Origin of the sequence: Micromonospora humi, from assembly GCF_900090105.1 — a bacterium.
GTDB classification, from domain to species: Bacteria; Actinomycetota; Actinomycetes; order Mycobacteriales; family Micromonosporaceae; genus Micromonospora; species Micromonospora humi.
This window is the reverse complement of the sequence record NZ_FMDM01000001.1, coordinates 569,790-583,969: the sequence shown is the minus strand read 5'-3', so window position 1 is coordinate 583,969 and position 14,180 is coordinate 569,790. Positions and strand designations below refer to the sequence as shown.

Sequence of the window (14,180 nt, the reverse complement as noted above, 5' to 3'; positions counted from 1 at the left end):
CCGGCGCCGCCGCCCGGGTCGGGCGGACGCCCCGGCCGCGCCGGCCGGTGCTGTCGGCGCAGGTCGGTTAGCCTGCGAGCCGGGCATGGACACGATTCGGCCGAGCAGTCGGAGGCATCGCGTGCGGCACAGCGGAGACAACGGCGCGGTCCCGAAGCGACCGCGACGGCGGGGGCGGCGACTGCTGGTCGTGCTGGCGGTGGGCGCGCTGCTCGCCGGGTGCGGGCTGGTCGCCGGCGGCTACTACTTCGACTCGGTGCCGACGCCCACCGACCTGAAGCTGCCCGAGTCGACAACGGTCCTCTACGCCGACGGCCGCACGCCGATGGCGAAGCTGGGCGCGCAGAACCGCACCATCGTCCCGTACGAGGCGATGAACGACTCGGCGAAGGAAGCCATCGTGGCGGCCGAGGACCGCACCTTCTGGACCAACCGCGGCATCGACGTCAAGGGCGTGCTGCGGGCGGCGTGGGCGAACGTCAGCGGCGGGCAGCGGCAGGGCGCCTCCACGCTCACGCAGCAGTACGCGCGGGTCGCCGCGGACCTGCGCGGGGTCACCTACTCCCGCAAGCTGCGCGAGGCGGTCATCGCCTGGAAGCTCGACGACAAGTACAGCAAGGAGGAGATCCTCGGCTTCTACCTGAACACCGTCCCGTTCGGCCGGGGCGCGTACGGGATCGAGGCGGCCGCGCAGACGTTCTTCGGCAAGACCGTCCGCCGGGACGCCCCGGCCGCGCAGCAGCTCACCCCCACCGAGGCGATGGTGCTCTGCGCCCTGGTGAAGCAGCCGGAGGCGGACCCGGCGGACCCGCAGGGCGCACCGGGTTACGACCCGCGCCGCAACGCGCTCGCCAAGCAGAACTCGATCGACCGCTGGAACTACATCCGCGACGGCATGGTGAAGCTCGGCTACCTGACCCCGCAGCAGGCGGCGGACCTGGCGTACCCGGACACGGTGCGGCCGATCGACCGCGACGCCGGCCGCTCCGACCTGGACCGGCCGACCGGGCTGGTGGTCAACCACGTGCTGGCCGAGCTGCGGGAGACCGATGCGTTCCGCGGCAAGCCGGACGAGGTGATCCGCGACGGCGGCTACCGGATCGTCACCACCATCGACAAGCGGGTGCAGGACGCGGCCGAGGCGGCGGCGGACATCCGCCGGGACACCGCGCCGGCCGCGGTCCGCGGCCAGCCGAAGAACTGGCAGGCGGCGCTGGTCGCGGTGGAGCCGGGCACCGGGCGGGTGCTCGGCTACTACGGCGGCGACCGCGGCTCCGGCGCCGACTACGCCGGCTGGTACACCGACGAGCAGGGCCAGGCGCGCGGCTTCGGCCAGCATCCGCCGGGGTCGTCGTTCAAGGTGTACGACCTGGCCGCCGCCGTGCGCGACGGGATGTCGGTGAAGCAGCGGTTCGACTCGCCGGACACCAAGGAGTTCCCCGCCTCCGGCCGGACCCGGGGCAGCGCGGCCGGGCCGATCCGCAACGCCGAGCACGCGTCGTGCCAACCGAACTGCGCGCTCTGGGAGGCCACCGTCGCCTCGTTGAACGTCACCTACTTCGAGCTGACCGAGAAGCTGGGCACCGCGAAGGTCATCGAGACGGCCCGGCAGGCCGGCGTGGGGTCGATGTGGGAGACGGTGCGGGGCAACCCTCGGCCGCAGCGGGTCGACCTGCGCGACGACCCGGCCGACGAGCTGGCGACGCACTTCTCCACCGAGGTCGGCATCGGCCAGTACGGCATCACCGTGCAGGACCACGCCAACGGGATGGCCACGTTCGCGGCCGGTGGCAGGCGGGCCGACGCGCACTTCGTCCGGTCGGTGACCAAGGGTGACGACGAGGTGTGGACCGAGCAGCTGCGGCAGACCGATCTCGGTCTCGACGCCGAGGCGGTGAACCAGCTCGACTGGACGCTGCGCCGGGTGCGGGCGGCCCGGCTGGACAACGGCTGGGACTCCGCCGGCAAGACCGGCACCTGGCAGGCCGGGCAGAGCACCACCAAGAACGTGCACACCTGGATGGTGGGGTGGACCGGCGCCCTCGCCTCGGCGGTCTGGCTGGGCACCACCGACGGCAAGCCGCTGCGGACCACGGGCGGCAGCTACGAGGTGTACGGCTCGACCGGGGCCGCGCCGATCTGGCGCCAGTTCATGACCCGGGCCACCGCGGCGATGAAGCTCGACGCGGAGAAGTACCGCTTCCGCGAGCCGGCCTTTCCCGGCGACACGCCGGAGCCGAGCCCGTCGGCGCCGGTCCCGAGCAGCTCCGCGCCGAGCCCGTCCGCGTCGCCGACCGGGTCGCCGACCGCGAGCCCGACTCCGTCGAGTGCGAGTCCCAGCTCGAGCCGGCGACCCGGACCGCGGCCGACCCTGTCGCCCTCGCTGACGACGCCGCCCGGCGGGCCGCCGACGAGGACCCGGGGACCGCGCTGAAACTCTGTGCACCATTCGGAAACTGCGGCATGAACCCCAGATCGGGCATGGACTCGTCCACTGCCGACAATGTTCGCCCTGATCAGGGGCTATTGAAGATCATGGCTTCCTGAATTCGCGTCGACGGCGGGGTGTCCGGCGCAAGTCGGTTGCCCAGGTCACCCATTGCTCACGGCTCCGACGGCGTGTGATCGTGCACCAACGAGTCGTCACCCCCGACGGCTCGGACGGTCGATCTGTCGACCCGGAGCCACGCCGGCAGCTCCGGTGACCGGCCGTCACCCTGCCTCGCACCATCGCGCCGCCCGACCCCACCGGGCTCCGTGCGGCGCGCCCAAGAACAGGAGCGAACCCCCTTGAAGCTCTCACCTCGCCTCGCCGCGCTCACCGGCGCGGCCGCGGCCGGCGTGATCGCCGCCGGGACCGCCGCGGCCGTGCAGGCCGCGCCACCCGGGCCCGCCGCCCCCAACCCCGCCCAGGCCCGCGCGGCGGCCGCCGACTCGGCCCGCGCGCTGGTCGCGAACCGCCCCGCCTACCTGCAGGCCGGTTCCGACGACGCGTTCGTGCAGAAGCCGGTCATCTCCTCCGAGGGCACCCAGTACGTGCCCTACGAGCGCACCTACAAGGGCCTGCCGGTGGTCGGCGGTGACTTCGTGCTCGCCACCGACGGCGCCGGCAACCTCAAGTACGCCTCCGTCGCGCAGCAGCGGCCGATCGGCGCCCTCGCCACCTCCCCCAAGCTGACCTCGGCCGCCGCCGCGAAGACGGCGCGCGGCCAGCTCAAGACCGTCAGCTCCGTCGAGGGCACCACGCTCGTCGTCTACACGCTCGGCGCCAGCCCGGCGCTGGCCTGGGAGACGACGGTGCGCGGCACCGACGCGGACGGCCCCAGCCGGCTCACCGTCGACGTCGACGCCCGCACCGGGGCGGTGCTGCGCAAGCAGGAGCACATCGTCGCCGGCACCGGCACCGGCGCCTGGAACGGCCCCGCGCCGCTCGCGCTGAACACCACCCAGTCGGGCAGCACCTTCACCATGAAGGACCCGACCGTCACCAACCTCAGCTGCCAGGACGCCGCGAACAACACCACGTTCAGCGGCACCGACGACGCCTGGGGCAACGGCACCGCCACCAACAAGGAGACCGGCTGCGTCGACGCGCTGTTCAGCGCCCAGACCGAGCACAAGATGCTCAACCAGTGGCTGGGTCGCAACGGCGCCGACGGCAACGGCGGCTACTGGCCGATCCGGGTTGGCCTGAACGACCAGAACGCCTACTACGACGGCACCCAGGTGCAGATCGGCAAGAACACCGCCGGTCAGTGGATCGGCTCGCTGGATGTGGTGGCCCACGAGATCGGCCACGGCATCGACGACCACACCCCGGGCGGCATCTCCGGCGGCGGCACCCAGGAGTTCGTGGCGGACACGTTCGGCGCGGCCACCGAGTGGTTCGCCAACGAGCCGTCCAGCTACGACGCGCCGGACTTCCTGGTCGGCGAGAAGATCAACCTGGTCGGCTCCGGCCCGATCCGCAACATGTACAACCCGGGCGCCCTCGGCGACCCGAACTGCTACTCCAGCAGCGTCCCCGGCGGCGAGGTGCACGCCTCCGCCGGCCCCGGCAACCACTGGTTCTACCTGCTGGCCAACGGCAGCAGCCCCACCAACGGGCAGCCGACCAGCTCCACCTGCAACAGCAGCAGCGTGACCGGCCTGGGCATCCAGAAGGCCATCAAGATCATGTACAACGCGATGCTGCTGAAGACCTCGTCCTCGTCGTACCTGAAGTACCGCACCTGGACGCTGCAGGCGGCGAAGAACCTCTACCCGACCGGCTGCACCGAGTTCAACACGGTGAAGGCGGCCTGGGACGCGGTCAGCGTGCCGGCGCAGTCCGGTGACCCGACCTGCTCCGGCGGCACGACGCCCACGCCGACCGCCACCACCACCCCGCCCTCGGGCGGCTGCTCCGGCAACAAGCTGGCCAACCCCGGCTTCGAGTCGGGCAACGTGAACTGGACCGCCTCCTCCGGCGTCATCACCACCGACAGCGGCCAGGCCGCGCACGGCGGCTCGTACAAGGCGTGGCTCGACGGCTACGGCTCCTCGCACACCGACACGCTCAGCCAGTCGGTCACCGTCCCGGCCGGCTGCCGGGCGACGCTGAGCTTCTGGCTGCACATCGACAGCGCGGAGTCCACCACGACCACCGCCTACGACAAGCTGACCGTCAAGGCCGGCAGCACCACGCTGGCCACCTACTCCAACCTGAACAAGGCCACCGGCTACGTGCAGCGGTCCTTCGACGTCTCGTCGCTGGCCGGCACCACGGCGACCATCTCGTTCAGCGGCGTGGAGGACGCCTCCCTCCAGACGTCCTTCGTCGTCGACGACACCGCGGTCACGCTGAGCTGACCGCGACGCGAGCGGCCGGCCGTCACCCTCGGAGACGGCCGGCCGTTCCGCGTCTCCGGCTGAAGGGCGGTCAGGCTGGGTGGGCGGCGCGGGTCACCGCGTCGCGGTCGCGGCGGATGCGCGCGGCCACCTCGTGCATCGTCCGACTGAACAGCTCCGCCTGGTCGGGCAGGCCGCCGAGCCGGGCGGCGAGCGCGTCGGTGTCCGCCCGGGCGGAGTCGCCGACCCGCGCGTCCAACTCGCTCAACGCGTCGTTGACGGCGTCGACCAGGTGTCCGCAGAGGACGTCCAGCGACACGCCGGCCAGTTCCGGGTCGACGACGACCGAGTGCAACCGCCCACCCTGGACGGCGACCGCCCGGACCCGGCCGCCGGCGGCCGCACCCTCGGCCCGGAGCAGCTCACCCGGCTCGCCGTCGGCGAGCACGCAGGACCGGGACCGCATCGCGGCCAGCGCCTGCTGCGTGCGGGTCAGCAGCTCGTCGAGGCTCGCGGCGGCCGAGAACGCATCGTTGGTCATATCCGCGCTTTCTTCACGTCTTAGCCGAGCCTCGTGACCATAGCAACCGCCGGCGACGGAACCACGTCACCCGCCGCGCCCGGCCGGCCGTCGACGCCGGGAGCAGGACGGACGCCCACCATCCCCGGCGTGTCGCGAGGGAACGCCCGACCGGACCACGCGGCCGGGCGTTCCCTCGCCGGTCGCCACGACACGGCCCGCGGACTCGTGCCGCCGACGGAGCGGGATGCGTCCCGGACCCGGCACAGGCACGGAGCGCGGGACCTGCCGCGAGCCGGGAATCAGCGCAGGCTCAGCCGCTGGCCTGGGAAGATCAGGCTCGGGTCCGCACCGACGACGGCGCGGTTCCGCGCGTGCAGGGCGCGCCAACCGCCGGTGACGCGCTTCGCCGTCGCGATCTCGGACAGGGTGTCGCCGGGGCGTACCAGGTAGACGCCGGTGGCCGGCGCGGCGCGCCGCTCACGGCCGTTCGAACCGGCCTTGTCGCCGCCGGACCGGGCCTTCTGGCCACTGGACCCGGCCTTCTTGCCGCAGACCGGCCAGGCGCCGATGCCCTGCCCGTCGAGGACCCGCTCGGCGACGGCGATCTGCTCGGCGCGGCTGGCCAGATCGGCCCGGGTGGCGTACCTCTGGCCGCCGTGACCGTTCCAGGTGCCCCGGGAGAACTGGAGCCCGCCGTAGTAGCCGTTGCCGGTGTTGACGTGCCAGTTGCCGCCCGACTCGCAGCGGGCGACGGCGTCCCAGTTCACGCTCGCGGCGCTGGCCGGCGCGGCCGGCCCGAACAGGGCCGCGGTGCCGGCGACGAGCGCGGCGACCACGGTCCGGCGATGCCGGGCTGAGTATGCAGTTGACATGTGGATTCCTCCACGCCGACGAGGTGAGCTGTCGGGTTCGGGCCGAGGAGCCCGGCCGCCGATGGCGGCTTCACCCCGAGGTGCCGTGCACCGTGGAACGTGTGGGTCCCCCGCTCCCGCCCGAGGTTCGGGTACCACCGGGCCGGCGGCGGGATTGGGCGTTACCGGCCCGTGGGGTCCGCGACTGCGAACGGAACCGACGCTAGGGATGATTGGCGACGATCGCCCACTTCTTGGGACGTTCGTCACCCGGCCGGGCTACCGCGTCCACGGTGGCGGGTCCGCCGTCGCCGGCCCGGCGGTGGGGCTACCGTGGGCCGGGACCAGGCAAGATCGCGCAAGGAGCGGGGCGGATGACCGACCACGGACACGAGCTGGCATTCGGTGGCTTCCTCACCCCCGACGCCGGTCACCCCGACCAGGTGGTCGCGCTGGCCACGCTCTGCGAACAGGCCGGGCTCGACCTGGTCACCTTCCAGGACCACCCCTACCAGCCGGGCTTCCTGGACACCTGGACGCTGATGTCGTACGTGGCCGCCGCCACCGACCGGATCGGTCTGGCCGGCAACGTGCTCAACCTGCCGCTGCGCCAACCGGTGGTGCTGGCCCGCAGCGTGGCCAGCCTGGACCTGCTCAGCGGCGGCCGGGTCGAGCTGGGGTTGGGCGCGGGCGCGTTCTGGGACGCGATCGAGGCGACCGGCGGTCGGCGACTCACCCCCGGCGCGGCGGTCGACGCGCTCGACGAGGCGATCCAGGTCATCCGCGAGGTCTGGGGCACCGAGCGGCGCGGCATGATCCGGGTGGCCGGGGAGCACTACCGGGTGGTCGGGGCGAAGCGCGGGCCGGCGCCGGCACATCCGGTGGGCATCTGGGTGGGCGCGTACAAGCCGCGCATGCTGCGGCTGGTCGGGCGGGCCGCGGACGGCTGGCTGCCGTCGTTGGCGTACCTGCCGAAGGGACCGGACGAGCTGCCGGCGCTCAACGCCCTGGTGGACGAGGGCGCGCGGGCCGCCGGGCGCGATCCGGGCGCGATCCGCCGGATGCTGAACGTCACCGGCACGTTCAGCCGCTCGTCCACCGGCTTCCTCGCCGGGCCGCCGGAGCAGTGGGTCGAGGAGCTGGCCGGCCTCACCCTGGAGCACGGCGTCACCACGTTCATCCTCGGCAGCGACGAACCGCGCGCCATCCAGCTCTTCGCCCAGGAGGTGGCGCCGGCCGTCCGGGAGCTGGTCGCCGCCGCGCGCACCACGCCGGGCAGCGGGGCGCGCGCCGTGGCCGAGGAGCGGGCCGCCGCCGGCGGTCCGACCACGCTCGCGGTCACCCCCACCCCCGACCCGGGGGTACGGCACAGCGCCCGCCGGCTCTGGGACGAGACGACCCGTCCCACCGCCCCGCCGCCGCCGGCCGGGCACGTCTACCCGGCTCGCGGACAGGCCGCCGGGCAGCACCTGGTGGACGTGCACGACCACCTGCGCCAGGAGCTGGCCCAGGTGCGCGACCTGCTCGACCAGGTCCGGCGTGGGGCGGTGTCGCCGGGCGGCGCCCGGGCCGCGCTGAACGCGATGACCATGCGGCAGAACGACTGGACGCTGGGCGCCTACTGCGCCGCGTACTGCACCGTGGTGACCCAGCACCACGGCCTGGAGGACGCCTCGATCTTCCCGCACCTGCGGCGCTCCGACGCCGGGTTGGGGCCGGTGCTGGACCGCCTGGAACAGGAGCACGTGGTGATCCACGGGGTGGTGGAGAGCGTCGACCGGGCGCTGGTGGAGCTGATCGGCTCGCCCGGCGACTTCACCGCGTTGCAGGAGGCGGTGGACCTGCTCACCGACACGCTGCTGTCCCACCTGTCCTACGAGGAGCACCAGATCGTCGAGCCGCTGGCTCGGCACGGTTTCTTCCCCGGCCAGTTGTGACAAGCGGGGCCCCTCCTATCGCGTAGGCGATGAGAAGGGGCCCCTCCTTGCATCTACAGGTTGCGGGCGAGGCGGTCGGCGAGGATGCGGGTGAAGTGGGCCGGGTCGGCCAGCTCGCCGCCCTCGGCGAGCAGTGCCATGCCGTAGAGCAGCTCGGCGGTCTCGGTCAGCGCGGCGGTGTCGCCGCCCTCGCCGTGGGCCTTGCGCAGGCCGGCGACCAGCGGGTGGGTCGGGTTCAGCTCGAGGATCCGCTTGACCCGGGGCACCTCCTGACCCATCGCCCGGTACATCTTCTCCAGCGTCGGCGTCATGTCGTGCGCGTCGCCCACCACGCAGGCCGGCGACGTGGTCAGCCGGGTGGACAGGCGCACCTCCTTGACGCTGTCGGTGAGCGCGCCGCCGAGGAAGGCGAGCAGGTCGGCGTACTCCTGCCGCTCCGCCTCGGCCTGCTCCTTCTCCTCCTCGGTCTCCAGGTCGACCTGGCCCTTGGCCACCGAGCGCAGCGTCCTGGAGTCGTACGCGCCGACCCGCTCGACCCACACCTCGTCCACCGGGTCGGTGAGGATCAGCACCTCGTAGCCCTTGGCCCGGAACGCCTCCAGGTGCGGGGAGTTCTCGATGGTGGCCCGGTTCTCGCCGGTGGCGTAGTAGATCTCGGTCTGGCCGTCCTTCATCCGCTCCACGTAGTCGCGCAGCGTGGTGGGCTCGGCCGGATCGTGGGTGGAGGCGGCGCGGACCAGGTCGAGCAGCGCCTCGGTGTTGTCCGGGTCCTCCAGCAGACCCTCCTTGAGCACCGGCCCGAACTCGGTCCAGAACGTGCGGTACGACTCGGCCGACATGTCCTTGAGCGTGCCGAGCACCTTCTTGACCAGCCGCCGGCGCACCGCGCGGATCTGCCGGTCCTGCTGCAGGATCTCCCGGGAGATGTTCAGCGACAGGTCGTGCGCGTCCACCACGCCCTTGACGAAGCGCAGGTAGTTGGGAATCAACGCCTCGCAGTCGTCCATGATGAACACGCGCTTGACGTAGAGCTGCACGCCGCGGCGGCCCTGCGGGGAGAACAGGTCGAGCGGGGCGTGCGAGGGCAGGAAGAGCAGCGCCTCGTACTCGAAGGTGCCCTCGCCGCGCATGTGGATGGTTTCCAGGGGGTCGGCCCAGTCGTGCGCGACGTGCCGGTAGAACTCCTTGTACTCGGCCTCGTCCACCTCGTCCCGTGAGCGGGCCCAGAGCGCCTTCATCGAGTTGAGCGTCTGCTCCTCACGGACCGTCGTGCCGTCCTCGCCGGGCTTGTCGACGGTCATCCGGATCGGCCAGGCGATGAAGTCGGAGTATCGCTTGACGATGTCCCGGACGGTCCGCTCGTCGGCGTAGTCGTGCAGGTTGTCCTCGGCGTCGACCGGCTTGAGGTGCAGGGTGACCGAGGTGCCCTGGGGGGCCTCCTCGACCTCCTGCACCGAGTAGGTGCCCTCGCCGGTGGACTCCCACCGGGTGCCACCGGCCTGCCCGGCGCGCCGGGTCAGCAGGCTGACCCTGTCGGCGACCATGAAGGTGGCGTAGAAGCCGACGCCGAACTGGCCGATCAGCTCCTGCGACGCGGCGGCGTCCTTGGACTCGCGCAGCTTGCGCAGCAGCTCGGCGGTGCCGGACTTGGCGATGGTGCCGATCAGCGCGACCACCTCGTCGCGGGACATGCCGACGCCGTTGTCCCGGACGGTGAGCGTGCGGGCTTCCCGGTCGACCTCCAGCTCGATGTGCAGGTCGGAGGTGTCGGCCGACAGCTCCTTGTCGACAAGTGACTCCAGCCGCAGCTTGTCCAGCGCGTCGGACGCGTTGGAGATGAGTTCACGCAGGAAGACGTCCTTGTTCGAGTAGATCGAGTGCACCATCAGCTGCAGCAGCTGACGCGCCTCGGCCTGGAACTCCAACGTCTCGACCCGGTCGCTCACACCGACTCCCTTCCCGGTCGTGGTCTACCGCGGAAAGGATACGAGGGGTGACCGGGACGGCACGCACCGGCCGCCGATCCAACTGGTCCAACCAGTTGACGGGTTGATGTGTCCGGGACCACACTGCTGTCCATGGCCTTCGTCCCCGCCCCCCGCGCCTCGGTCTCCGACCACGTCTTCGGTCAGCTCCGCGACGCGATCGTGGCCGGCCGGTACCGCCCGGACGAGACGCTGCCCGGCGAACGTGAGCTGGCCGCCGCGTTCGCGGTCAACCGGCACGCGGTGCGCGAGGCACTGCGCCGGCTGCAGCAGCTCGGCCTGGTCCGGGTGAGCCAGGGCGGCGCGACCCGGGTGCTCGACTGGCGGGTGCATGCGGGCCTCGACCTGGCGCTGTCGCTGGCCCGCTCCGGCGACGTGCTGCCGGTCGAGACGCTGGTGCGCGACATGTTGGAGATGCGGGCCTGCGTCGGGGTCGACGCGGCCCGGCTCTGCGCCGAGCGCGCCGACACCGACGTCGTCGCCGCGCTGGTCCGGGCCGCCGAGGACTACGGCACGCTCGCGCCCGACCTGGACCGGATGGCCGAGGCGAACATCCGCATCTGGCGGCTGGTCGTGCGGGGCAGCGGCAACACCGCGTACCAGCTCGCCTTCAACAGCCTGGTGGCCGGCACGTTCGCGGTCGGTGACGTCCCCCCGGACGCCCGCGCCGCCGAGCTTCTCGACGTGGCCGGCCACCGCCGGCTCGCCGCCGCCGTCGCGTCCGGCCAGGGCGTGGCGGCAGCCCGGCACGCCCGGGCGCTGCTGACCGCCCCGGTCACCACCCCCACCACCCCCACCACCCCCGGAAGGGAAGCGCGCGCATGATCCCCGCCGTGCTGTACGCCGTCCCGGCGTTCCTGCTGCTGATCGTCATCGAGGCGGTCTCCTACCGCTTCCTGCCCGACGACGACGAGCGCGGCTACGAGCTGCGCGACACCACCACCAGCCTGTCCATGGGGTTGGGCAGCCAGGTCATCGGCTTCCCGTGGAAACTGCTGACCGTCGGGCTCTACGCCGCGCTGTGGACGGTCGCGCCGGTGCACCTCTCCCCCGGCGACTGGTGGACCTGGGTGATCGTCTTCTTCGCCGACGACCTGGCCTACTACTGGTTCCACCGGTCGCACCACGAGGTGCGCGTGCTCTGGGCGAGCCACGTGGTGCACCACTCGAGCGTGCACTACAACCTCTCCACCGCGTTGCGGCAGAGCTGGACGCCGATGACGTCGCTGCCGTTCTGGCTGCCGCTGGCGCTGCTCGGCATCCCGCCGTGGATGATCTTCCTGCAGCAGTCGATCAGCCTGCTCTACCAGTTCTTCCTGCACACCGAGCGGATCGGCAAGCTGCCCCGGCCGATCGAGTGGGTCTTCAACACCCCGTCGCACCACCGGGTGCACCACGGCTCCAACACCGAGTACCTGGACCGCAACTACGGCGGCATCCTGATCGTCTGGGACCGGCTGTTCGGCAGCTTCGCGCCGGAACGGGCACCGGTGCGCTACGGCCTGACCAGGAACATCCAGACCTACAACCCGCTGCGGGTGGCCACCCACGAGTTCGCCGCGATCGCCTCCGACGTCCGCCGGGCCACCTGCTGGCGGCACCGGCTCGGCTACCTGCTGGGCCGCCCCGGCTGGCAGCCGGCCCGGTGAGGCGCTTCTGGCTCCCCCTGTTCGGGGTCGTCGCCGCCGTCGAGCTGGTCGCGGTGGCGCTCGACTCGACGGCGCTCCAGTGGCTGGCCAAGCCGCTGCTGGCGCCGGTGCTGCTGGCGTACCTCCTGGGGCACCGACGCCGGGTGGACGCGGTGGCCGCCGGCCTGGTCGCGGCCACCGCCGGCGACGTGGCCCTGCTCGTGCCGGGGCGGACCGCGTTCCTGGTCGGCATGGGATTCTTCCTGATCGCGCAGCTGTGCTTCCTGGCCGGCTTCCTGCGTCGCGGTCGCCCGCCGGCAGCGGCGTGGGTGGGCTACCTGCTCGCCTGGGCGGCCGGGAACGCGGCGTTGTGGGGCGCGCTGGGGCCGCTGCGGCTGCCCGTGCTCGGCTACAGCCTGGCGCTGTGCCTGATGGCCGCCGCGGCGGCCGGGGTGTCCGCCCGGGTCGCGGCCGGCGGCGCGTTCTTCCTCGCCTCCGACCTGCTCATCGGCGTGGGTGCGGCCGGCACCGAGCTGCCCGGCGCGGGCCTGCTGGTGATGGGCACCTACTGCGCGGCGCTACTGCTGATCACCGCCGGCTGGGTGGCCGCCCGCGTCGACGCCCCCCATGAGCCGGAGGCGGTCCCCGCGTGAGGGGTGCCGAACTCGGCCCATCCCTTCTGGACGGGCCGGGCCACGGCGCGTCCCAGGACCGGGCTCTCGTTGCGGTCAGGGCCGCCCGAGCATCCGGGTCACCACGGTCAGGTCGTCACCGCCGAGCCCCTGGTCCGCCGCGCGCCGCCACTCGGCGGCCAGCGCTTCGGCGGCCGGGAAGCTGCCCGCCGGCGCCTCGCGCAGCGCCAGCTCGACGTCCTTGAGGGCCAGCGCGAGCGAGTACTGCGTGCCGTGCTCGTCGCGGACCACCCGGGCCAGCTTCTCCGCCGCCCAGGGCGCGACGAGCGGGCTGCCGTCGAGCGCCTGCCGGACGGTGTCCCGGTCGAGGCCGAGCGTGTCGCCGAGGGCCACCGCCGCGGCGACGCCCTCGTTGACGAACGCGAGCAGCAGGTTGTTGACGAGCTTGAGCCGCGAGCCGGCGCCGGCCGGGCCGAGCCACAGCGTCCGCCGGCCGACCGCGTCGAACACCGGGGCGACCCGGTCGCGCGCCTGCGCCGGGCCGGAGGCGAGCACCGTGAGGCGGCCCTGTTCGGCCGGGCCCCGGCTGCCGGCGACCGGCGCGTCCACCAGGGTGACGTCGGGTCGCTCGGCGGCGACCAGCTCGATCAGCCGTTCGGTCTCGGCCACGCCGATGGTGCTCATCTGCGCCCAGACCGCGCCGTGCGGCAGGGCGGCGAGCATGCCCTGGTCGGTGGCGACGGCGCGGACCGCGGCGCCGTCGGTCACCATGGTCACCGCCACGTCGGCCCGGCGGACCGCCTCCGCCGGGTCGGCGGCCACCTCGGCGCCGCGCGCCCCGAGCGCGCGGGCCGGCTCGGGGTGCCGGTTCCACACCACCGTGTCCAGCCCGGCCCGGATCAGGTTCGCCGCCATCGGCGTGCCCATGCCGCCGAGCCCGAGCACCGCCACCCGTGTCATCCGCCGCTCCCCCTCGTCGCCGTCCGGGCCAGCCTAGGGGCCGGCACCCCGTCCCACACTTCGAACCGGGTCGGGCGGTCCGGACGCAGCTCACCGGCCCGCCGTTCACTTTCGCAAGATCGCGGAAATTCTTTCTTATCAAGACTGTTCACTTGCAAGTCTTGAAAGAGTTTCCATGCGCTCCTAGCGTGGGTCGCGCCACCGCCACCCCCGCGAGCATCCGCAACCCGGAAAGGACCACCATGCGACGCACCCTGCGCGCGCTGTTCACCACGTTCGCCCTGCTCGCCGCCGCGCTCGCCGCGCCGGCCGCGGCGCACGCCTCGCCGCCACCCCCGCAGGAGCTGGGCGGGCTCGACCTGGGCGCCTACTGCCGGTCGCTCGGCGCGGCCGACGCGGCGCTGACCGGCGGAACCGCGTACGACTGGCACTGCCGCGCCGGCGACGGCCGCCTGGCCGACCTGGCGTTCGACGCGGCGTGCCGGTGGACCTACCGGACCGACGCGGCGGTGGACCGCATCGGCGACTTCTACGACCCGACCTCGGTGCGCTGCTGGCGGGTTCGCCCCGAGGTGGTGACGCCGGACTTCACGCTCTGGTGCCAGATCACCGGGAACTCCACCGCCGAGCTGCGCGGCGACACCGTCTACGGGTGGCGCTGCGTGCGCTACAGCCGCGCCGGGGTCACCTACTCCGACATCGACGTGCTGGCCGCCTGCCGGGAGACCACCTTCGGGTACGCGACGGTGGAGCGCTTCGTCCGCTTCGGTGACCCGTACTCCTGGCAGTGCCGCGTCTGACCCTCCCGCACCACGCCCGCCGGCGCCGGCAGCC

At 73.0% G+C, this 14,180-nt stretch carries 11 protein-coding genes and 1 riboswitch; of the genes, 7 read left to right on the top strand and 4 right to left on the bottom strand.

Going from position 1 to position 14,180, the window contains the following annotated elements; genetic code table 11:
• Positions 1-121 precede the first annotated feature (121 nt).
• A complete protein-coding gene (locus GA0070213_RS02605; RefSeq protein WP_245716220.1) occupies positions 122-2,434 on the top strand; it encodes a transglycosylase domain-containing protein in 2,313 nt (770 codons plus the stop codon).
• A 356-nt stretch (positions 2,435-2,790) separates the two neighbouring features.
• Positions 2,791-4,851 carry a M4 family metallopeptidase gene (locus tag GA0070213_RS02600; protein WP_091056347.1) on the top strand — a complete coding sequence of 687 codons (2,061 nt, stop codon included), beginning with the start codon at positions 2,791-2,793 and terminating at the stop codon, positions 4,849-4,851.
• Between the two features lie 70 nt (positions 4,852-4,921).
• Here the strand turns inward: GA0070213_RS02600 and GA0070213_RS02595 are convergent, their stop codons facing one another.
• The gene (locus GA0070213_RS02595; RefSeq protein ID WP_091056344.1) at positions 4,922-5,371 is read right to left on the bottom strand and encodes a hypothetical protein; all 450 of its coding nucleotides are present in this window, start codon (positions 5,369-5,371) and stop codon (positions 4,922-4,924) included.
• A gap of 281 nt (positions 5,372-5,652) precedes the next feature.
• Positions 5,653-6,225, bottom strand: coding sequence for a LysM peptidoglycan-binding domain-containing protein (locus tag GA0070213_RS02590; protein WP_091056342.1), 573 nt, complete (start codon positions 6,223-6,225; stop codon positions 5,653-5,655).
• Positions 6,224-6,368, bottom strand: a riboswitch (cyclic di-AMP (ydaO/yuaA leader). Its footprint overlaps the gene before it by 2 nt.
• A gap of 210 nt (positions 6,369-6,578) precedes the next feature.
• Between GA0070213_RS02590 and GA0070213_RS32465 the strand changes: the two genes are divergently transcribed.
• Entirely contained in the window at positions 6,579-8,141 is a 1,563-nt protein-coding gene (locus GA0070213_RS32465) for an LLM class flavin-dependent oxidoreductase (protein ID WP_091056340.1), read from the top strand.
• Positions 8,142-8,194: 53 nt separating this feature from the next.
• Here GA0070213_RS32465 and htpG read toward each other — a convergent pair whose 3' ends face one another.
• Positions 8,195-10,087: a molecular chaperone HtpG gene (gene htpG / locus GA0070213_RS02580; RefSeq protein ID WP_091056337.1), complete on the bottom strand. Its 1,893-nt coding sequence runs from the start codon at positions 10,085-10,087 to the stop codon at positions 8,195-8,197.
• 132 nt (positions 10,088-10,219) lie between these two features.
• Here htpG and GA0070213_RS02575 point away from each other — a divergent pair, with 132 nt between their 5' ends.
• Genes GA0070213_RS02575 through GA0070213_RS02565 form a run of 3 tightly spaced genes read left to right on the top strand, consistent with a single transcriptional unit; the run spans position 10,220 to position 12,407 of the window.
• Entirely contained in the window at positions 10,220-10,951 is a 732-nt protein-coding gene (locus GA0070213_RS02575) for a FadR/GntR family transcriptional regulator (RefSeq protein WP_091056716.1), read from the top strand.
• Positions 10,948-11,775, top strand: a complete 828-nt coding sequence (locus GA0070213_RS02570; RefSeq protein WP_091056334.1) for a sterol desaturase family protein — start codon at positions 10,948-10,950, stop codon at positions 11,773-11,775. The genes GA0070213_RS02575 and GA0070213_RS02570 overlap by 4 nt, the downstream gene beginning before the upstream one ends.
• Complete coding sequence (locus tag GA0070213_RS02565) at positions 11,772-12,407, top strand: lysoplasmalogenase (protein ID WP_091056332.1); 636 nt, start codon at positions 11,772-11,774, stop codon at positions 12,405-12,407. Before GA0070213_RS02570 ends, GA0070213_RS02565 begins: the two co-directional genes overlap by 4 nt.
• Positions 12,408-12,482: 75 nt before the next feature.
• On the opposite strand, the gene GA0070213_RS02560 is transcribed toward GA0070213_RS02565, so the two are convergent.
• Positions 12,483-13,346, bottom strand: coding sequence for an NAD(P)-dependent oxidoreductase (locus GA0070213_RS02560; protein WP_091056329.1), 864 nt, complete (start codon positions 13,344-13,346; stop codon positions 12,483-12,485).
• Positions 13,347-13,588: 242 nt separating this feature from the next.
• Between GA0070213_RS02560 and GA0070213_RS02555 the strand changes: the two genes are divergently transcribed.
• Positions 13,589-14,146 (top strand): hypothetical protein, encoded by a 558-nt coding sequence (locus GA0070213_RS02555; protein WP_091056326.1) that lies wholly within the window; start codon positions 13,589-13,591, stop codon positions 14,144-14,146.
• The last annotated feature ends 34 nt before the right edge of the window (positions 14,147-14,180 follow it).

Excerpts from the sequence above, each read along its gene's own strand:
- GA0070213_RS02595 (WP_091056344.1), bottom strand. The coding sequence starts at position 5,371 with ATGACCAACGATGCGTTCTCGGCCGCCGCGAGCCTCGACGAGCTGCTG.
- GA0070213_RS02555 (WP_091056326.1), top strand. The coding sequence starts at position 13,589 with ATGCGACGCACCCTGCGCGCGCTGTTCACCACGTTCGCCCTGCTCGCC.
- GA0070213_RS32465 (WP_091056340.1), top strand. The coding sequence starts at position 6,579 with ATGACCGACCACGGACACGAGCTGGCATTCGGTGGCTTCCTCACCCCC.
- GA0070213_RS02575 (WP_091056716.1), top strand. The coding sequence starts at position 10,220 with ATGGCCTTCGTCCCCGCCCCCCGCGCCTCGGTCTCCGACCACGTCTTC.
- GA0070213_RS02560 (WP_091056329.1), bottom strand. The coding sequence starts at position 13,346 with ATGACACGGGTGGCGGTGCTCGGGCTCGGCGGCATGGGCACGCCGATG.
- GA0070213_RS02590 (WP_091056342.1), bottom strand. The coding sequence starts at position 6,225 with ATGTCAACTGCATACTCAGCCCGGCATCGCCGGACCGTGGTCGCCGCG.
- GA0070213_RS02570 (WP_091056334.1), top strand. The coding sequence starts at position 10,948 with ATGATCCCCGCCGTGCTGTACGCCGTCCCGGCGTTCCTGCTGCTGATC.